At 64.4% G+C, this 18,744-nt stretch carries 24 protein-coding genes; 15 read left to right on the top strand and 9 right to left on the bottom strand.

The features are described 5' to 3' along the window. Positions 1–56: 56 nt before the first annotated feature. From AB0O58_RS12280 to AB0O58_RS12270, 3 genes are read right to left on the bottom strand one after another with little or no spacing between them, the layout of a single operon-like run. Positions 57–1,010: a diiron oxygenase gene (locus AB0O58_RS12280; RefSeq protein ID WP_027496306.1), complete on the bottom strand. Its 954-nt coding sequence runs from the start codon at positions 1,008–1,010 to the stop codon at positions 57–59. A gap of 32 nt (positions 1,011–1,042) precedes the next feature. Continuing rightward, positions 1,043–1,957 (bottom strand): prephenate dehydrogenase dimerization domain-containing protein, encoded by a 915-nt coding sequence (locus AB0O58_RS12275; RefSeq protein WP_283542231.1) that lies wholly within the window; start codon positions 1,955–1,957, stop codon positions 1,043–1,045. A gap of 12 nt (positions 1,958–1,969) precedes the next feature. Further along, positions 1,970–2,464 (bottom strand): hotdog fold domain-containing protein, encoded by a 495-nt coding sequence (locus AB0O58_RS12270; protein ID WP_283542230.1) that lies wholly within the window; start codon positions 2,462–2,464, stop codon positions 1,970–1,972. A gap of 488 nt (positions 2,465–2,952) precedes the next feature. On the opposite strand from AB0O58_RS12270, the gene rpsJ reads away from it, so the two are divergent. Genes rpsJ through rpsQ form a run of 11 tightly spaced genes read left to right on the top strand, consistent with a single transcriptional unit; the run spans position 2,953 to position 8,253 of the window. Beyond that, a complete protein-coding gene (gene rpsJ, locus AB0O58_RS12265; RefSeq protein WP_003938093.1) occupies positions 2,953–3,258 on the top strand; it encodes a 30S ribosomal protein S10 in 306 nt (101 codons plus the stop codon). 14 nt (positions 3,259–3,272) lie between these two features. Further along, positions 3,273–3,938, top strand: a complete 666-nt coding sequence (rplC, locus tag AB0O58_RS12260) for a 50S ribosomal protein L3 (RefSeq protein ID WP_027496309.1) — start codon at positions 3,273–3,275, stop codon at positions 3,936–3,938. Next, the gene (gene rplD, locus AB0O58_RS12255; RefSeq protein ID WP_008718317.1) at positions 3,935–4,612 is read left to right on the top strand and encodes a 50S ribosomal protein L4; all 678 of its coding nucleotides are present in this window, start codon (positions 3,935–3,937) and stop codon (positions 4,610–4,612) included. Before rplC ends, rplD begins: the two co-directional genes overlap by 4 nt. After that, positions 4,609–4,914, top strand: coding sequence for a 50S ribosomal protein L23 (gene rplW, locus AB0O58_RS12250; protein ID WP_027496310.1), 306 nt, complete (start codon positions 4,609–4,611; stop codon positions 4,912–4,914). The genes rplD and rplW overlap by 4 nt, the downstream gene beginning before the upstream one ends. Positions 4,915–4,953: 39 nt before the next feature. Beyond that, a complete protein-coding gene (gene rplB / locus AB0O58_RS12245) occupies positions 4,954–5,790 on the top strand; it encodes a 50S ribosomal protein L2 (RefSeq protein WP_008718311.1) in 837 nt (278 codons plus the stop codon). 13 nt (positions 5,791–5,803) lie between these two features. Then, positions 5,804–6,085: a 30S ribosomal protein S19 gene (gene rpsS / locus AB0O58_RS12240; RefSeq protein WP_008718309.1), complete on the top strand. Its 282-nt coding sequence runs from the start codon at positions 5,804–5,806 to the stop codon at positions 6,083–6,085. Next, positions 6,082–6,504 carry a 50S ribosomal protein L22 gene (gene rplV, locus AB0O58_RS12235; RefSeq protein WP_027496311.1) on the top strand — a complete coding sequence of 141 codons (423 nt, stop codon included), beginning with the start codon at positions 6,082–6,084 and terminating at the stop codon, positions 6,502–6,504. Before rpsS ends, rplV begins: the two co-directional genes overlap by 4 nt. Beyond that, a complete protein-coding gene (rpsC, locus tag AB0O58_RS12230; protein ID WP_027496312.1) occupies positions 6,504–7,313 on the top strand; it encodes a 30S ribosomal protein S3 in 810 nt (269 codons plus the stop codon). Before rplV ends, rpsC begins: the two co-directional genes overlap by 1 nt. 3 nt (positions 7,314–7,316) lie before the next feature. After that, positions 7,317–7,733: a 50S ribosomal protein L16 gene (gene rplP, locus AB0O58_RS12225; protein WP_027496313.1), complete on the top strand. Its 417-nt coding sequence runs from the start codon at positions 7,317–7,319 to the stop codon at positions 7,731–7,733. Next, entirely contained in the window at positions 7,733–7,978 is a 246-nt protein-coding gene (gene rpmC, locus AB0O58_RS12220; protein ID WP_027496314.1) for a 50S ribosomal protein L29, read from the top strand. The genes rplP and rpmC overlap by 1 nt, the downstream gene beginning before the upstream one ends. Continuing rightward, the gene (rpsQ, locus tag AB0O58_RS12215; protein WP_027496315.1) at positions 7,975–8,253 is read left to right on the top strand and encodes a 30S ribosomal protein S17; all 279 of its coding nucleotides are present in this window, start codon (positions 7,975–7,977) and stop codon (positions 8,251–8,253) included. Before rpmC ends, rpsQ begins: the two co-directional genes overlap by 4 nt. Positions 8,254–8,318: 65 nt before the next feature. Here rpsQ and AB0O58_RS12210 read toward each other — a convergent pair whose 3' ends face one another. Genes AB0O58_RS12210 through AB0O58_RS12195 form a run of 4 tightly spaced genes read right to left on the bottom strand, consistent with a single transcriptional unit; the run spans position 8,319 to position 14,501 of the window. Beyond that, positions 8,319–9,644, bottom strand: coding sequence for an AIM24 family protein (locus AB0O58_RS12210; RefSeq protein ID WP_363797635.1), 1,326 nt, complete (start codon positions 9,642–9,644; stop codon positions 8,319–8,321). A 32-nt stretch (positions 9,645–9,676) separates the two neighbouring features. Beyond that, on the bottom strand, positions 9,677–12,796 hold the full coding sequence (locus tag AB0O58_RS12205; protein WP_366238236.1) for a DUF87 domain-containing protein: 3,120 nt from the start codon (positions 12,794–12,796) through the stop codon (positions 9,677–9,679). 17 nt (positions 12,797–12,813) lie between these two features. Continuing rightward, positions 12,814–13,467, bottom strand: a complete 654-nt coding sequence (locus tag AB0O58_RS12200) for a hypothetical protein (RefSeq protein WP_032383556.1) — start codon at positions 13,465–13,467, stop codon at positions 12,814–12,816. Beyond that, positions 13,464–14,501, bottom strand: a complete 1,038-nt coding sequence (locus AB0O58_RS12195) for a DUF559 domain-containing protein (protein ID WP_032400142.1) — start codon at positions 14,499–14,501, stop codon at positions 13,464–13,466. The genes AB0O58_RS12200 and AB0O58_RS12195 overlap by 4 nt, the downstream gene beginning before the upstream one ends. A 235-nt stretch (positions 14,502–14,736) precedes the next feature. Between AB0O58_RS12195 and rplN the strand changes: the two genes are divergently transcribed. Genes rplN through AB0O58_RS12175 form a run of 4 tightly spaced genes read left to right on the top strand, consistent with a single transcriptional unit; the run spans position 14,737 to position 16,187 of the window. Then, complete coding sequence (rplN, locus tag AB0O58_RS12190) at positions 14,737–15,105, top strand: 50S ribosomal protein L14 (protein ID WP_027496320.1); 369 nt, start codon at positions 14,737–14,739, stop codon at positions 15,103–15,105. Beyond that, positions 15,106–15,423, top strand: coding sequence for a 50S ribosomal protein L24 (rplX, locus tag AB0O58_RS12185; protein ID WP_008718278.1), 318 nt, complete (start codon positions 15,106–15,108; stop codon positions 15,421–15,423). 1 nt (position 15,424) lies between these two features. Beyond that, a complete protein-coding gene (gene rplE / locus AB0O58_RS12180) occupies positions 15,425–15,997 on the top strand; it encodes a 50S ribosomal protein L5 (RefSeq protein ID WP_008718275.1) in 573 nt (190 codons plus the stop codon). Positions 15,998–16,001: 4 nt separating this feature from the next. After that, the gene (locus AB0O58_RS12175) at positions 16,002–16,187 is read left to right on the top strand and encodes a type Z 30S ribosomal protein S14 (RefSeq protein ID WP_008718273.1); all 186 of its coding nucleotides are present in this window, start codon (positions 16,002–16,004) and stop codon (positions 16,185–16,187) included. A 91-nt stretch (positions 16,188–16,278) separates the two neighbouring features. On the opposite strand, the gene AB0O58_RS12170 is transcribed toward AB0O58_RS12175, so the two are convergent. Then, the gene (locus AB0O58_RS12170) at positions 16,279–16,977 is read right to left on the bottom strand and encodes a hypothetical protein (protein WP_032400141.1); all 699 of its coding nucleotides are present in this window, start codon (positions 16,975–16,977) and stop codon (positions 16,279–16,281) included. Between the two features lies 1 nt (position 16,978). Continuing rightward, positions 16,979–18,346: a glutamine synthetase family protein gene (locus tag AB0O58_RS12165; protein ID WP_283542227.1), complete on the bottom strand. Its 1,368-nt coding sequence runs from the start codon at positions 18,344–18,346 to the stop codon at positions 16,979–16,981. Positions 18,347–18,744 lie beyond the last annotated feature (398 nt).

Genomic DNA, 18,744 nt, shown 5'->3' with positions numbered 1-18,744 from the left:
ATACGGGAACTGCCGGGAAATGTTACCTGTGGATTGCAGTCGCAGATGTTCTGCCGTCAGCCCCAATCGATATCGATACTGTCCTCGACGTCCAGCTTTCGGCACAGGGATCGCAGTCCGCTGTAGTCCTGAACCAGCGCTCGACGGCTCTTGTCGGCCTCGACGTCGGCGATCATGGCCTCGGCTCCGCGGACACCTTCGAGTTCGAGAATGCGCGCCCACGTCGAGAAGTCGCTGCTCGAGAACGCATCCATGCCGTCGACGAGGCCGTCGAGAAACTTCTGCCGATCGTTGGATCCGAGCCTGTCGAAGACGATCGCCGCCATGTCGTCGGCAATCGATGCGTGGCAGTACTCGTCGCGATTGTGGAGTTTGACCGTCGCCCGATTGATCGGCTGAATGACGTCGTCGTCCTCGATCAGATCGAGGTACGACGTGATGGAGATCTCTGCGACCGTCATGAAGGCGAGCGAGCTGATCGCCGCAGACCACGGGTCGTCGCTCTTCGCCTGAGCGGTCCGCTGGCGACGGACGGTGGAACTGAACGGCAGGGATCGTTCGGACAACGCCCAACCGCGACCGCGACGGGTCGCCGCACTGGCGTTGAGGTGCATCAGCGTGTGGTACTGCTCGTCCACCATGGCCTGAGTCACCGCGACCGCAAGGGTGTCGCCCATCCCGGTCTCGAACACATCCTGGGCGAGCAGCGAAAATCCCGGGTGAACGACGTGCTGCTCGACATCCATCACGTTCTTGTTGAACGCGATCCAGCCCCAGGCCCGCAGCCGATCCTGCTGTTCCGGTTCGGCACCGAGGAATGTGTCGTGTTCTCCGAACGGGATCAAGGCGTCGGGGAAATCTCGCTTGGTCGTGTCGAACAAATCGTCCAACTGGGGTTCGGGCTTCTTGACGGTGGCACGCTGCGACCAGTTCTTCGCCAACCGCGCTACGACCGCGCTCTCGACGACATCGTGGGGGTCGTGCTCCGGCAAGGTCGGCTGTTCCAACATGGTGTGCCCCGCCTCCGCGTCCGGACCGGCGATCACGAATTGTCGCCGGAACCTCGAACGATACCGAACAACTCGGCACAGACGGATCGATAGCGATCGGCGGAGCTGCCGAGGGCGCTGCCTGCTCGGTTCATCAGTTCGGCGAACTCGGACTCCGAGCCGGATTCGACGGTCTCGCCGAGCAGTTGCGTCGCGCGGTGGAGCGCCGCCCGCGCGTCGGCGGCGTGCGGGTTACCTGCCTGAACGTCCCAGTACACCTCGGGCTCCCCACCGGTGATGCGTGCGAGGACGGCGAGCATCGTCGTGTGTGGGGGAGGAGCGACGGCGTCGATGTCGGCGAACGGCAGATCGAGCTCGGCCAGGGCGAGCCCGAACGCGAGAACACTGGCGTGGGTGAGCGCTTGGGTCGCCGCAGCGAGTCGGTCGTGACGCTCGGCGTCGAGGAGAACGGTCCGGCCACCCCAGTGCTGCAGTCTGTCGACGAACGCGTCGGCCGAGGTGCCGGGTCGGTGCACGACGACGGCAACGGGGCGTCCGTTCATGCCCAGGGACGGTGCGAACATCGGGTTGATGCCCAGCGTCGGGCCGAGGTGTCCGCCGCGGCCGGCGTACTGCGAGTAGCCGGACTTGACCGACAACGTCTCCACCAGCAGTGCGTCGGGGCGTACCGCGGTCAGATCGGCCGACAGTGCCACGGACTCGGGCACAGCGAGCACGATCGTCGACGCAGTCGACAATGCAGCTGTGACGCGGTGGTCGGGTGCGGTGATGTCGCCGACGAGCGTCGCGGTCGCGGCGTCGACCGATGTCGAAGCGGCTCGAGCGTCGACGACGGTCACCTGCACGCCGTCGCCGCGCAGGAGATCGACCAGTAGCCGGCCGACGGCACCGGAGCCCCCGACCACCACTACCGAGTTCTGCTGCTCCGACCGCGTCACCGTGTCCATCGGTCGAGTATGTCAACGAGAGGCTGCAGATACCCAGATCGTGATGTCGGCGTGCACCACCTCGACGCCCGCAGTGTCACGGATGGCAACCGGCACGACGATCTCGCATCCGTCGGTGATGGTCGCGAACTCGGGAATGGTCTCGAGTTCTGCCACCGCGCGCAGTGACGTGGTCGCCTTCGTCAGGTACTGGACGGTCATCGACTTGGGGATCCAGCGGTGCGACGTCGGAACGGTGGCCTCGGCGAGCATCCCCATCGCAACCTCGGCGAGGTTGCACGCGGCGATCGCGTGGAACGTGCCGAGGTGGTTGCGGATCCCCAGCCATTTCGGGGCCGTGACCTCGCAGCGCCCCGGTTCCAGCGCAACCACCCGCGGCAGCACGGACGCGAAGTAGGGCACCCGAAGACACATGCCGATGGAGAACACGGTGGATCCGATAGTGTTGTTCGGGAGCTTCGACCAGGCTCGATACGTGGCCCCGGTGGTGGTTGCGACTGTGTTCATGGGCTTACCTTACTGCTGAGTAAGGTCGTGCGGAGCGTATGGATCGACCCCGAGTTGATCTGTCGCGCACACTGCGGCATACTGGTCGGGTTGCCTGGACACGGGACGCGCTTGCGTGCGGCCTGAACCAGGTGAGTCGATCGATAGATCGGCTGAGCAGAACATGAGACCAGCGCTCCACGTGAGCGCGTCCGGACCACCAGCTCGATCGGTGTGGGTTTCCTCCCTCGGATGGTTGAAGCGAAAGTTTCAGCGCAGAAGAATGAGCGGAATCGCGACACGCCCGACCGCGTGGACCGGAGAACCATGACAGATGAAGAGCGGCAACGGATACAGGTCACGCCTGGTCGTCAACGTTTTTCACTGTCGTGTGTGCACGAAGGCAGTTCGAGTCGGAGGGGTTCCCCCGGCTCGGGGACTGTGCAGACGAGGTGGAGCAGGCCGAACGGCCCGTTCTACGACCAAGCGGCAAGAAAAGGACACTAAGCGTGGCGGGACAAAAGATCCGCATCAGGCTCAAGGCCTACGACCATGAGGCGATCGACGCGTCAGCGCGCAAGATCGTCGAAACGGTCACCCGTACGGGTGCCCGCGTCGTCGGACCGGTGCCGTTGCCGACAGAAAAGAACGTGTACTGCGTCATCCGTTCGCCGCACAAGTACAAGGACTCGCGCGAACACTTCGAGATGCGTACTCACAAGCGGCTCATTGACATCCTCGACCCGACACCGAAGACGGTGGACGCGCTCATGCGCATCGACCTCCCGGCCAGTGTCGACGTCAACATCCAGTGAGCGCGGAGACAACGATGACTGATAACAAGAACCGGCCTGCGACAGGAATTCTGGGCACCAAGCTCGGAATGACCCAGGTCTTCGACGAGAACAACCGCGTCGTTCCGGTGACCGTGATCAAGGCAGGCCCCAACGTGGTCACCCAGATCCGCACCCAGGAACGTGACGGCTACAGCGCCGTCCAGGTCGCATTCGGTGCGATCGACCCGCGCAAGGTGAACAAGCCCACCACCGGCCAGTTCGAGAAGGCAGGTGTCACGCCGCGTCGCCACATCGTGGAGATTCGCGTTGCCGACGCCTCGCAGTTCGAGGTCGGCCAGGAGCTCACGGCTGCAGTGTTCGAGGACGGCGCATACGTCGACGTCACCGGCACCAGCAAGGGCAAGGGCTTCGCCGGAACCATGAAGCGTCACGGCTTCAAGGGACAGGGCGCGAGCCACGGTGCACAGGCTGTGCACCGTCGTCCCGGATCCATCGGTGGCTGTGCAACGCCGGGTCGCGTGTTCAAGGGAATGCGCATGTCCGGACGTATGGGTGGCGACCGCGTCACGACGCAGAACCTCTCGGTCCACAAGGTGGACAGCGAGAACGGTCTGCTGCTGATCAAGGGAGCGATCCCGGGCCGTCGCGGCAACGTCGTGATCGTCAAGTCTGCATTGAAGGGTGGTGCACGGGCATGACCAGCCTCGAGAAGAACACCGAGACCAAGCTGACGCTCGATGTCAAGGAAGCCGGCGGCAAGACCAACGGCACCGTCGATCTCCCCGCGGAGATCTTCGACGCACCGGCGAACATCGCGCTGCTGCACCAGGTCGTCATCGCACAGCTGGCAGCTGCTCGTCAGGGAACCCACTCCACGAAGACTCGTGGCGAGGTTCGCGGCGGCGGCAAGAAGCCGTACCGGCAGAAGGGCACCGGCCGCGCCCGTCAGGGCTCGACCCGCGCTCCTCAGTTCGTCGGCGGTGGCACGGTCCACGGACCGCAGCCGCGCGACTACAGCCAGCGGACCCCCAAGAAGATGAAGGCCGCCGCACTGCGCGGAGCCCTCTCCGATCGGGCCCGCAGCGAGCGCCTGCACGTCATCACCGAATTGGTTGCCGGACAGGTTCCGTCCACCAAGGGTGCGAAGACGTTCCTCGCCGAGATCTCGGACCGCAAAAAGGTCCTGCTCGTCGTCGGCCGCGAGGACATCGCAGCCTGGAAGAGCGTTCAGAACCTGGACGGCGTGCACCCCATCGCACCCGACCAGCTCAACACGTACGACGTGCTCAACGCCGATGATGTCGTTTTCAGCGTGGAAGCGCTGAACACCTTCATCGCTGGGCCTGCAAAGAACGAGGAGGCAAGCAAGTGACCACGATCGCCGATCCCCGCGACATCTTGCTGGCACCGGTCATCTCCGAGAAGTCCTACGGACTGATCGAAGAAGGCACGTACACGTTCCTGGTGCACCCGGACTCGAACAAGACGCAGATCAAGATTGCCGTCGAGAAGATCTTCGACGTCACCGTGACCAGCGTCAACACGATGAACCGTCAGGGCAAGCGTAAGCGGACCCGGTTCGGTTACGGCAAGCGCAAGGACACCAAGCGCGCGCTCGTAACGCTCTCCGCCGACAGCAAGCCCATCGAGATCTTCGGAGGTCCGGTCGCGTAAGCGACTGGGACTCTTCGGATATAGAGGACGAGAAGACTCATGGCAATCCGTAAATACAAGCCGACAACCCCGGGCCGTCGTGGCTCCAGCGTGTCCGACTTCGCTGAGATCACGCGTTCGACCCCCGAGAAGTCGCTGATCCGCCCGCTGCACGGTCGCGGTGGACGTAACGCACACGGTCGTATCACCACCCGGCACAAGGGTGGCGGTCACAAGCGTGCGTACCGTCTCATCGATTTCCGTCGCAACGACAAGGACGGCGTGCCGGCCAAGGTCGCTCACATCGAGTACGACCCCAACCGCACCGCGAACATCGCACTGCTGCACTTCGCAGACGGCGAGAAGCGCTACATCGTCGCACCCAAGGGCATCGCCCAGGGCTCGCCGATCGAGCAGGGTGCCAATGCCGACATCAAGCCCGGCAACAACCTGCCCCTGCGCAACATCCCGACGGGTACGACCATTCACGCGGTCGAGCTCCGTCCGGGTGGTGGCGCGAAGATGGCCCGCTCCGCCGGAGCGAGCATCCAGCTCCTCGGTAAGGAAGGCCCCTACGCCACGCTGCGTATGCCGTCCGGTGAAATCCGTCGCGTCGACGTGCGCTGCCGCGCAACCGTCGGCGAGGTCGGCAACGCCGAGCAGTCGAACATCAACTGGGGTAAGGCCGGCCGCATGCGCTGGAAGGGCAAGCGCCCGACCGTTCGTGGTGTCGTGATGAACCCGGTCGACCACCCGCACGGTGGCGGCGAGGGCAAGACCTCCGGTGGACGCCACCCGGTCAGCCCCTGGGGACAGCCTGAAGGCCGTACCCGCAAGAACAAGGCGAGCGACAAGCTCATCGTCCGTCGTCGTCGTACCGGCAAGAACAAGCGCTAGGAGGGAGTTCAGAATGCCACGCAGCCTGAAGAAAGGCCCGTTCGTAGACGATCACCTCCTCGCGAAGGTTGACGTCCAGAACGACAAGGGAACCAAGCAGGTCATCAAGACCTGGTCCCGTCGATCGACAATCCTCCCCGACTTCATCGGTCACACTTTCGCCGTCCACGACGGTCGCAAGCACGTACCGGTGTTCGTGTCCGACTCGATGGTCGGCCACAAGCTCGGAGAGTTCGCACCGACCCGCACGTTCAAGGGTCACATCAAGGACGACCGGAAGGCGAAGAGGCGATGACCAACTTCACCCCCACCGCCAATCCGACTGCCAAGGCCGTAGCGAAGCACGTTCGCGTCACGCCGATGAAGGCACGTCGCGTCGTGGATCTGGTTCGTGGGCGCTCCGTCGAGGACGCGCTCAACATCCTCAAGTTCGCGCCGCAGGCAGCGAGCGAGCCGGTCGCCAAGGTGATCGCGTCCGCAGCCGCCAACGCAGAGAACAACCTGGATCTCGATCCCAGCACGCTGATCGTCGCCACTGCATTCGTCGACGAGGGCACCACCCTCAAGCGATTCCAGCCGCGTGCTCAGGGCCGGGCATTCCGGATCCGCAAGCGCACCAGCCACATCACGGTGATCGTCGAAAGCCTGCCCAAGACCGGCGGAACGTCTCGTAACCGTCGTAAGGGCCAGGCGTCCAAGGAAGGGGCTCAGTAGTGGGTCAGAAAATCAACCCGCACGGCTTCCGCTTGGGTATCACCACTGACTGGAAGTCGCGTTGGTACGCAGACAAGCAATACTCGGAGTACGTCAAGGAAGACGTCGAGATCCGCAAGCTCCTCGCCACCGGCATGGAGCGCGCGGGTATCGCCAAGGTCGAGATCGAGCGCACTCGTGACCGTGTTCGCGTGGACATCCACACGGCACGTCCGGGCATCGTCATCGGTCGCCGTGGTGCCGAGGCCGACCGCATCCGCGGAGCTCTCGAGAAGCTGACCGGCAAGCAGGTTCAGCTCAACATCCTCGAGGTCAAGAACGCCGAGTCCGAGGCTCAGCTCGTGGCCCAGGGTGTTGCCGAGCAGCTCAGCAACCGCGTCGCATTCCGTCGCGCAATGCGTAAGGCCATCCAGTCGGCCATGCGTCAGCCGAACGTCAAGGGCATTCGTGTTCAGTGCTCCGGCCGTCTCGGTGGCGCTGAAATGTCTCGCTCGGAGTTCTACCGCGAGGGACGCGTTCCCCTGCACACGCTCCGCGCCGACATCGACTACGGGCTGTACGAGGCCAAGACCACCTTCGGCCGCATCGGCGTCAAGGTCTGGATCTACAAGGGCGACATCGTCGGCGGACGGCGTGAACTCGCTGCCGCTGCGGCTCCGGCCGCCGGCGCAGACCGTCCCCGTCGTGAGCGTCCCACTCGTCCGCGTCGCAGCGGTGCCTCGGGCACCACGGCGACCAGCACCGAGGCCGGCCGCGCGGCATCCGCAACCGAGGCTCCGGCCTCGACCGAGCCCACTCAGGAGGGCTGACGCATGTTGATCCCCCGCCGGGTCAAGCACCGCAAGCAGCACCACCCGAAGCGTTCGGGTGCCGCCAAGGGCGGAACTCAGGTGACATTCGGTGACTACGGCATTCAGGCTCTCGAGCCCGCCTACATCACCAACCGTCAGATCGAGTCCGCTCGTATCGCGATCACTCGCCACATCAAGCGTGGCGGCAAGGTCTGGATCAACATCTTCCCGGACCGCCCGCTCACCAAGAAGCCTGCCGAGACCCGCATGGGTTCCGGTAAGGGTTCGCCCGAGTGGTGGATCGCGAACGTCAAGCCGGGTCGCGTGCTCTTCGAGCTGTCGTACCCCGACGAGACCATTGCGCGTGAGGCACTGACTCGCGCCATCCACAAGCTGCCCATCAAGGCACGCATCATCACCAGGGAGGAGCAGTTCTGATGGCTACCGGAACCCCAGCCGCAGAGCTCCGCGAGCTCACCGGTGAAGAGCTGGTCACCAAGCTGCGTGAGTCGAAGGAAGAGCTGTTCAACCTTCGTTTCCAGATGGCTACCGGCCAGTTGGACAACAACCGTCGACTGCGCACCGTCCGTCACGAGATCGCGCGCATCTACACCGTCCTGCGCGAGCGTGAGCTCGGCTTGGCATCTGGTCCTTCCGAGGACACTGCAGGTGACGCGGCATGAGCGAGGAAAAGACTGTGACTGAAGAGCGCAACAACCGCAAGACTCGGATCGGCTACGTCGTATCCGACAAGATGGAGAAGACGATCGTCGTCGAGCTCGAGGACAGGGTCAAGCACCCCCTCTACAGCAAGATCATTCGTCGTACCACCAAGGTCAAGGCACATGACGAGAAGGGCGACGCCGGCGTAGGCGATCGCGTTCAGCTCATGGAGACCCGTCCGCTGTCCGCCACGAAGCACTGGCGACTGGTCGAGGTTCTCGAAAAGGCCAAGTAGGACCTTCACAAAAATGCCCGCTCCCTTCCCGGGGGCGGGCATTTGTGCTTTCCGAAGCGTGCGGCTTACCTGCCCAGCAAGCCGCCCAGCGCTCCGCCGACGCCTGCTTGCTCGCCGCCACCGGTACCGCCGACCGGTCCACCCGGCGGCTGTTCCGACGGCTGCACCACCACGAACCCCTGGCCGGCGAATTCCAGCGTGAACCTCTCTCCGGTCGAGCGGCCGATCAACGTTCCGAGCCCGAACGAGTCGTTCTTCTTCACTCTCGTCTGCAGAGACGACGACCACGCAACTGCTGCCTGCGGGTCGGCGAACGTCGGCTGGTCGACGTTCAGGACGACCGGCACTCCGTCGGTGGTGATGGCGATACGGCCCCGACCGGTGAACACACAGTTGAAGAACCCCGCGTTTCCACCCGCAGCGGCACCCTGGACACGCTTGATGTCGTAACTCAGCGAGGAGTCGAACGCGAGAACGTTGGCCCCGTTGATGGTGAGCCCGTCCGTGCCGTCGAGATCGATCAGATGAACGTCCTGTGCGGCGTTGGCGAGGAACAGGTCGCCCTGGCCCGTGACCTTCATCAGGGGGACGCCTTCGCCGGACAGGGCTTGTTTGAGGGCTCGACCTATACCCCCGGAGCCCTTGGCCTCGAACTGCAGATTGCCCTGGTACGCGACCATCGAGCCGGCCCGAGCCATGATCTCGCCGTTCATGCCGACCCGGCACATCTTGCTGCCCTGTTTCTGGATCCCGGATCCGGGAACTTCGGCGTGGGCGGGCGCGAACAGTTCACTTCTCATGGCCAGGACTCCTTGTGGGACAGGTGAATTCACGATCGCATCGCGTCGGTGCGAGGGCGGTGCCGTCGGTGCCTCGGATGTGGGCGGATCGTCGTCCTCGACGCTGATACCGAACGCGGTGGCCAGGCCCGCCAACCCATCGGCGTACCCCTGGCCCACCGCCCGAATTTTCCATTGCTGGTTGCGGCGATAGAACTCCAGGATGACGAGAGCACTCTCGTCGCCGAGTGCGTCGGCGGTAAATCCGACAATCGCACCGCCCGACGCGTCGGAGACGGTCACCGATGTCGGGCCGGCGGCAGAGAACGTTGCCGGACCGGTACCGTCCAGCGATGCCGCGATGACAACGGTCTCGATATCGGCTGGAATCGCGGAGGGATCGATCAGGACGAGATGGCCGGACGGCCCGCGCTGGTACTCGAGGCCCGCGCCCTCGGGTTGGTTGTAGAACACCAGATCCGCGTCCGAACGCACCCGTCCGTCCGGCCCCAACAGCAGCGCGGACACGTCGACCGACGTCGAGGCGGCAAGTGTCACCGTCAGCCGGCCGGTCGGAGCGGGGCAGTTCTCCCCGCGAGCGAGGTTTTTCATCGGATCCAGTGTGCCAGTGTCGACGCGTGCTGTCAGGAACGCGCGAGTTCGATGACTTCTTCCTCGGTCGGCGGGCTCTTCGGGTGGTAGGACAGGCACAGGGGAGTGGCGGTTCGCCGGAACTCTGCGCCCTCGACGGCAGCGTAGAACTGCCCCGCGGGCAGACGGCCGACGTCGGGTACCGAGCCGCCTTTGACGCGGGCCATCTCCTTGGCCGCCTCGACCTGGGACGGGCTGTTGAGCAGTCCGTAGAACTGCGTCGACGCGTTTCCGGCGATGCGGTTGTGCAACCCCTTCGGTGCCTGTGTGGCAAACACGAGACCGAGACCGTACTTACGCGCCTGCGACGCCAGCGCAAGTGTGCTGTGTGTCGCTGCGGTCGTCCGATCGGAGGGGGCGAAGTTCTGCGCCTCGTCCATGACGAACAGTCCGCCGAGCGGCCGGTCACCTGCCGGGTTCTTCTTGATCCAGGAGAACAGGCCCATCTGCAGCTGATTGACGAAGCTCTGCTTCTGCTCGTCGGTGGTCAGGCCCGCAAGATTGATCACCGACACTCTGGCCTTCTTTCCCTCGGCCGGAGTCAACAGCACTGACGGGTCGACCGGGGTGCCCGCCCCGGCGAACATGGGGTCGTTGGCCACGGCAGCCTTCAGATTTTCGGCCAGTCCCTGCGCGATCCGTACAGCATCGCGCAGGTCGCTGGTGTCCTCGGGCAATTCTTCGAGCAGGTCGATGAAGTCCGCCAGCGTGCCGCCCTGTGGGCGTCGACCAAAGAGATCGAGCGCCGACTTCAGCACTGCGCGGCCGTGTTTCGCCTTCTGGGACGTACCCAGGACGCCGGCGGCGGGCTCGAGCGACGCCAATGCGGATTCGACAGAGGAGTCGAATTCGTCGGAATCACCGAGAACGCTGACGAAATCGGGCAGTGGCTGAAAGCTCAGCGGTCGGCCCGCCGACTTGCGGGGCGTCCACACCACGACGTCGGTGTCGCGTAGATACGCCGTCGCCTTGGCCTCGTCGCCCGGCGGCCACGTCCGTTCGTCCTCGGGCCACGCGGTGCCTAGGCGAGCCAGGTCGTTGTTGACGTCCAACACGATCGCCGAAACACCCTGCAGCGCACATTCTTCCACCAGTCGGCGAATCAGTACCGTCTTCCCAGATCCGGAACCCGCGAAGATCGCTGTGTGCTTACGCAGCGCTTCGAGTTGGATTGCGACGTCCGCACCGGTGCTCACTTCCGAACCGGCGACGATCGACGGCCGGCGGCTCGCAATCGGCTCGGCCGCGACGGTGTTCTCGGGTTCGATCAATGCGGTGTCGTCGTCGACGACGCTGACTGCAGGCAACACGGAGGAGAACAGTTCGACCTCGTGTGCGGGCTTGCGTGCGAGCAACCACGACGTGAGAGCGGGGGAGTTCTCGGCGAGGAGCACCGACAGAGCCGCCAAGGCCCTGCGGTCCTCGTCGCCGAGCGGCACGACAATGCCGCCGGCACGTCGCAGAGCGGCGACGGTCTGCTCGGTCTTCGCGCCATTCGGCCACGGGTCGTTTCTGATGAGGATCAGTCGCCGTTTCGGCATGTCTGCCCTGAGGCCGGCCGTGGTCACTGCACGCTCCACACGGGCCAACGCGGCCCTGGCGTTGCCGGAGGTGACCGCGCGGAAGCACCAGTGCTCCTCGTCGTCCGTATCGGTGTCGACGGTATGTCGCAGCCTGGCATGCAGGGCAGGCTTGCCGCTCGGAGGTGGGTCCTGGGCAAGGCTGTCGTCCGAGGACTGATGCTCGTGGATCCACGCGGTCAGGCCCGCAGACAGGAGTGCGGGGACGATCGAGTCCTCACTGTCGGGCTTCAGCGGAATGGAGACGTCGACCTGTTTGCGCAGTTCTGCGTAGCGATCGTCGAGTATGTCGAGTTCGTCGACCCGTGCTTTGGGGAGGTCCTGCGCATCCGCGGGCCCGGACTTGTCCGTGAAACTCTCCAACTCCGACGCGACGCCGGTGTCGAGGCAGTGCCTGATGTGACGGTCGACCGCGATCAGCAGCTGCCGCGGAGTGAAGTCCGGGGCCTGCTCGAATGCGTCGGGTGCCACCGGCCACGTCGGATGCGGCGGGGTGAAGCCGGCCTCGAGAAAGCACGCCGCCAGACGTCGTCCCAGTAACAGGCGTCCGATGTCGGACGACGGAATCGGCTTGAGAGGCTGCGTCACTCGGAAGCGGTCGCGCATCGGTGCCACGCCGCGGGCGGCGATCAACTCCCACGCGCTCGACAGTGCCGAGAGTACCGACGCGGTGCGAGGAAGCGTTTCGCGCAGCGACATCAGACCGTGCGCCAGTTGCTCGACGACCTTGTCTTCCTGTGCGTCGGCGAACTCCTGATCCGATCCCGTTCGGGATTGCGCGACCAACGTGTCGATCTGGTCTATCGCGAGAATTGTCGGACCGGTGATGGCCAGCAGCCGTGAGATGTTCTCGGCAATGCCTTGGTGACCGAGCTCGGCCCGGCGGATTCCCCAGGGCGAGAATTCTTCGGCATCGACGTCGTCGATCGACTGCAGGTATGCGTCACCGAGATCCTGGACGGCCGAATCGGGGGCGATGGACAGCACCAAGGCGCGCAGCGTGTGCTGCGAGGTACGCCGATGTCGGGGGTGGACCTTGTATACGGCGGTGACGAAGTCGTTCAGCGTCTCGGCGTCGATCATGCTCTCGCCCATGATCTTTGCGCGTTGTTCGTCGGGAATGTCGCCGATCGTGCACAAGCGACGCAGCAGAAGTGCGAGTTGGCTGTCGGATCCTTGGCCGGAGGGCCGCATCAGGTCGTCGAGCATCCCCATGAGAGTCGATCGCCAGAAGCCCGCGGCGTCGAGCAGCCTGATCAGGAAGAAGTACCCGCCCTTCTGCTGCACCTCCTCGCGCACCTGCCCCAGCAGATGCGTCTTGCCGGATCCGGCCGGCCCGCGTACGACGACTCCGAGCGGACTGGCGTCATCCGACGTCTCCGCGTCGTCGTAGGCGTTCATCACCTCGAGGAACACCCGCTCGTGCATGCCGGGAACGTGCACGTTGGACTGCGAACGCCACACGTCGTCGGGGGTCGGGGCCCAGCTCAGCCGTACCGATTCCAGAGCCCGGATCTGCTCGTTGTCCGTCATCGTGGAGTTCACGCCCATCATGATTCGATCGAGAGAAGGTGGTTCTGCTGATTACCGACGACGACGGCTGCAGCGCGTTCCTCGTCGGTCAGCGTCTTCTGGTTCTCCTCGGGTATCAGCGAGACGTCCGCGGCGCGTCGCAGCCGTGCGAGAGCATCGTCGAGATCGCCACGAGGGATGTCTCGCAACTCGTTTCGCAAGCGAGACAGCCGAACGGTGCTACCGGGTTCACGTGCGAGCGACGCGTACGCGGTGCGAATCGAGGCCTCGATGTCGACGGTCTTGTCGGCCTTCTCGGAGCTGTCGAGGGGGGCGGTCTCGTCCCCGCGGGGCGAGAACACATCGGCCGGACGGCTGTCGGTGCGATCCAGCCAGCGACGTAACCCTGCCAACACGGTGAACATGGCCTTGCCTGCGCCTGTCGACCGAGCCGGTGGTTCACCGCCGATGAGCTCACCGCAGGTGCGCCACCCTTTGTCGGTCAGCTCCAGGGTCATCGGGCGCACCGAAGAATCGACCTCGATCAATCCCGCATTCTTCAGTTTGTCGCGGGAAGCCTTCGGTAGTTCGGGGCCGAGTCCCTTGAGGGCGCTGTTCTTCACCGGACTCGCTTCGGCCATCAGAACGAGCAGTACTGCTGCTTCGGTGCCGTTCAGGTCTTCGGTACTCATCGAGGATCCCCCTTCGATCGTCTTCTCGATACTGCCTCGCGGATGGTAGCCACAGCGCGGTGCGGGTCGTCGATCACCTGAGCGTTGGTGAACCGCAACACCATGTACCCGTGTGTCTGCAGCTGGTTGTCGCGCACGCGGTCCTCGGCGAAGCGCTGGGCGGCACGGTGCTCGTCGCCGTCGATTTCCACGATGACTCTCTCGGTGCGCCACAGTACGTCGACTGTGAACGGACGGCTGAGTTCGCCGAGCCGAATCGAGCGATTGTGCTCTCGACCGGTGGCCCATTCGTGCTGGTCCAGCGCTCTGTACAGGCGCTTCTCCGGATCGCTCGCCGGGTGTGGGTGCCCGGCGATCGGCGGATAGCTCAACGGCCGGAAGCGATCGAGGACAGTGCTGACGCCGGCAGGCACTTCGGGTGCGCGCACCGATACGGACGGGAATCTGTCCATCCTCGACGAGCCACCGCCGGTGAGCCACACGCCCGCCCGTGCGTGAGCACACAGCCATTCCGCTGCGGTCGACACGAAGTCGGCGTCCACGGCGTCGGGTACGACCAGCACGAGAGCGACAACGTCGCGGCCGTGAGCTGCCGCGAGAGCTCGCGCCGAACCTGCCGCGCGGGTCTCGACGGTGAACACCGCCCGGCGTATCGGCCGTCCCGAGGAGGCCGACTCGGCCAGAGCCGCTATGTAGGGGCCGAAGTGTGCCGAGTCGGCAGCCAGGCGAACGGCGGACGTGCGAGCGGCACGCCGCTCCAACGTGGAGGTCCCTGCGTTGTGCTCGAACTCGGGGAGCCACAGCGCGGTCGAGTGGACCGCTGCGGTCTCCAGCGACGTGACCACCATCTCGACCAGGTCTGCCGAACGACGAGATGCCGGCTCGTCGACAGTGAAGAAGACGATCGCAGGTGCGTCGGCGGGGAGCGGGTTCGCGGATTCGGCGAGCTCGCGTTCGGACGCCCCGCGAAGTCGAGTCACTCGATCTGCGGGAAGACTCGACCACCAGCCTGCGGTCTCACCGTTCCCGGTCACAGCTGCTCCCCGCCCACCCCTGTTGCCCCATCTCCGAACCGTACCGACAAGGTCCGACACGTAGGGGGCGAGCACGTCTCCGTGACGGCGATTTGGCTCTGGCATCGGCGTTCCCCTACACTTGACCGGTTGCCTGTGGCAGCGGTGTGTCTTCGTGCGCCCGCTCTCGGCAGCCGACCGCGCGTGTCGGGACGGAAATCCGGCACGTACGTACATCCAGGTCAAGGAGAAGTTAGTGATTCAGCAGGAGTCGCGAGTACGCGTCGCTGATAACACGGGCGCGAAGGAAATCCTTTGCATCCGCGTTCTCGGTGGTTCGTCACGTCGCTACGCCGGAATCGGCGACATCATCGTAGCTACGGTGAAAGACGCCATTCCCGGTGGAAACATCAAGAAGGGTGAGGTCGTCAAGGCCGTCATCGTCCGCACCGTCAAGGAGCGTCGCCGTCCGGATGGCTCGTACATCCGTTTCGACGAGAACGCTGCGGTGCTGATCAAGCCGGACCACGACCCCCGTGGAACCCGCATCTTCGGCCCGGTCGGCCGCGAGCTGCGTGAGAAGAAGTTCATGAAGATCGTCTCGCTCGCCCCGGAGGTGCTGTAAATGAAGGTGCACAAGGGCGACACCGTTCTCGTGATCGCAGGCAAGGACAAGGGTGCCAAGGGCAAGGTCATTCAGGCCTACCCCGCTGACTCCAAGGTTCTGGTCGAAGGCGTGAACCGCATCAAGAAGCACACCGCGGTCTCTGCCAACCAGCGCGGCGCATCCTCGGGTGGCATCGTCACTCAGGAAGCCCCGATCCACGTATCGAACGTCGCAGTTGTCGACTCGGACGGAAACCCCACTCGCGTGGGCTACCGGACCGACGAAGAATCCGGCAAGCGCGTTCGTGTTTCCCGCAAGAACGGGAAGGACATCTGAGATGACTACCACCGAGAACATCGCGGGCGAACAGCCCCGCCTCAAGGCGCGCTACCGCGCTGAGATCAAAGACGCCCTGAACACCGAGTTTGCATACGAGAACGTCATGCAGATCCCCGGCATCGTCAAGGTCGTCGTCAACATGGGTGTCGGCGACGCCGCCCGTGACGCCAAGCTGATCAACGGCGCAGTTGCAGACCTCGCTGCCATCACCGGCCAGAAGCCGGAGATCCGCAAGGCTCGCAAGTCCATCGCACAGTTCAAGCTGCGCGAAGGAATGCCCATCGGCGCACGCGTCACCCTCCGTGGCGACCGCATGTGGGAGTTCCTCGACCGTCTGGTTTCCATTGCCCTTCCCCGAATCAGGGACTTCCGCGGCCTCTCGGGCACGCAGTTCGACGGCAACGGAAACTACACGTTCGGCCTCAACGAGCAGTCGATGTTCCACGAGATCGACGTGGACAAGATCGACCGTCCGCGCGGCATGGACATCACCGTAGTAACCACCGCAACCAACAACGAAGAAGGCCGCGCGCTGCTCAAGCACCTCGGCTTCCCGTTCAAGGAGAACTGAGTCCATGGCGAAGAAGGCATTGGTCAACAAGGCCAACAAGAAGCCGAAGTTCGCGGTGCGTGCATACACTCGCTGCAACCGCTGCGGCCGTCCCCATTCCGTGTTCCGCAAGTTCGGCCTCTGCCGTATCTGCGTGCGCGAGATGGCACACGCCGGAGAGCTTCCCGGAGTTCGCAAGAGCTCCTGGTGATCTGAAGCCTCCGGGCTTCACCACACCACGCTGATGGGCGTGGGTTCCGAAAGGAACCCACGCCCATTTTGCGTTGCTCAGGTCCTGACTTTCACACCGACCACACGTCGTGTCGTAGATCCAGAGAGCGGACCAGATCCACCGCCGCATGATGATCCTGGCTGTCGACGAGCAGCAGCAGGCCACGCTCGGACATCGCCGACGCGAGGGCATCGGTGGAGACGGTTCTACATCCAGGCGGCATGTCCGGGTCTCCGAGTTCCCGGTAGGTGTCGGCAATCGCCACTACGTCCTCGACTGGATCGAATCCCCAGACGGTCACGAAATGTCCTACGTTCCAGTCGAAGTCGGTCAACTCTGCAGTATGTACATTCGCCAACGATGCGAAGCGGAAAGGCCCGTCGGCAAGACGGTCGAGAAGTAGACGCAATCGCTCGACGGAGGGCCCCACGATGGGAACCACGGCGACGCGGTGATCGGTCGCGGTCTCGATGCCCTCCGTGAGACCTGCTGCCGTGGTCCCGGCTGCGTCGATCGATGCGGCTCTCGGCAGTAGATCCCACCCGTCGGTGATTCGGGGGGTTCCGGGAGGACGGGCCGAGTCGATTGCACCCGGCCAGATCGCGGACCTCGACGCGACCGCGAGTGCCGTTACGCCCGGTGCGTCGTCGCCCATGACGGCCGTCAGCGCAACCGATGCCGAGAACGGTCCGCAGAGTTGATCCGGTTGTGGCAGAGCATGATCGAGGGCCGAGACGATTGTGGTTGCCCCGACAAACCGTCGCAACACGTCAGTAGATCCAGCGCAGCGATTCGAGCAGTTCGTCCTCGGTATGGCTCTCCGCCCACGTGGCATCGGCGTCCCGGCAGGCGACGAACGCGCCCAGAAGTTCCATGCCCAACACGTCTCGGACCAGTGCGGACGACAGGAGGTCTTCGCGCTGTTGCGCGTGGGTCGTCGCGAGTGGGGAGATCCCCGCGGCATCCCGACGAGCATCGTCCCAACCTCCTACGTCCTCCTGGACCGGAGACGGCAACTGCGCCGAATCCGCCACTCCCGCCAGACCGGCCGCGATCGTGACGGCCAGCGCTAGATACGGATTGGCGGACGCGTCGCACGCCTTCAATTCGACGTTGGTGTGTTCCGGGCCGAGAAGGGGCGTGGCCGGTACGAGTCGCACTGCAGCCTCGCGGTTCTCGACGCCCCAGAATCCGAAGGCACCTGCCCAGTACCCCGGTCGACGACGCAGCAGTGACCCCGAACTCGGTGCCGTGATGGCAGTGAGTCCCGGGAGTTCTCGAACGAGGCCCGCGATGTACGCCTGCCCGGTGTCGGACAGTCCGTACTCTCCGTCGCCGGTCAGAGCGTTGTGACCGTCGCGAACCAGTGATGTGTGTAGGTGCCATCCGTTACCCGCACTGCTCGACGAGGGCAGGGGAGCGAAGCTTGCCCTCAGGCCCTGGGCTTTGGCCGCTGAGTGGATGGTCTGCCGCGCGAGTACCTGCGCGTCGGCCGCAGCAAGTGGATCGAGTGGACTCAATGCGATCTCCAGCTGGGAGCCGCCGTACTCGGCATGAATCTGCCCGATGTCGAGGCCATTCGCAGACAGCGCCTCGAGCAGCAGTACTACGAATTGATCGACATCGCGGAGTGCGTTCGCCGAGTAGGCAGGTCCGCGATGAGCGGACAGTCCGTCCGACTCGCGAGTCAGGGCGAACTCGATCTCGAATCCGGCCCGTACCTCGAAACCGGCATCGGACGCCTTCTGCACCTGCCGCTCGAGAACTGAGCGCTGATCGTAGGGCCACGGTGTGCCGTCCGCCGAGACCTGTCGTCCGTGCGCCCAGGCCAGCCCCGGCTGTCCGGACAGGGCGACCACGCTCGACGCGCTCTCGATCACCGGAATCAACCGCACATCGCCGGACGGCGTCGACAGTCCTTCGTGGGCGAATGTGATCCCGTCATGCGAATCGAATACCGCGAACACCGCGGTGACTCCCACTCCACGCCGTGCGACTGCAGTCAATTCTGCGGTGGGCACGGTGCGGGATCGGACGATGCCGTTGTTGTCGACCCAGCCGATGGTCACGCCGACGATGTTGCGGTCGCGCAGAGTGTGGGTGAGGTGGTCGATGTCGACTGCCTTCGAGTCCGTCATGGTCCGACGTTAGCGAAGAAGTGGGAGTTCGGGTGTCCAACTGGGTCTGCGGATTGCGGAATGGCTTGGCTGCGCGTGTGCCGCGCCGAACTGAGCGGTTGCCCGCGCTTCATCGTCTCTGCGGTGGAGTCCAGAGCGGCGTCGACGCGGCGTGAGTCTCACGGACGACATTGGAACAGGGTTGGAACGTGCCCGAGGCTCGTATCTGAACCTCCAGGCCGCCGCGTCGTGGTGCGCCTTCTCCTTGGATTCAGTCTGCGAAGAGGCCTACGAAATAGCTGCAGCTGAAGTCGATCGAAAGCTCGCCATCAATATATTTCGCAAATTTTGCCAAATCCGTGGGCGCAACCTCGTGCATTGCGGCTTCAACTGGTCCGTATCCTTCGTCTACTTCGATC

The sequence above is a fragment of the Rhodococcus sp. NPDC080181 genome, from assembly GCF_040702225.1.
GTDB lineage: Bacteria > Actinomycetota > Actinomycetes > Mycobacteriales > Mycobacteriaceae > Rhodococcoides > Rhodococcoides fascians.
Note: the sequence above shows the minus strand (reverse complement) of the source record. Positions and strands in the feature narration are given on the sequence as shown.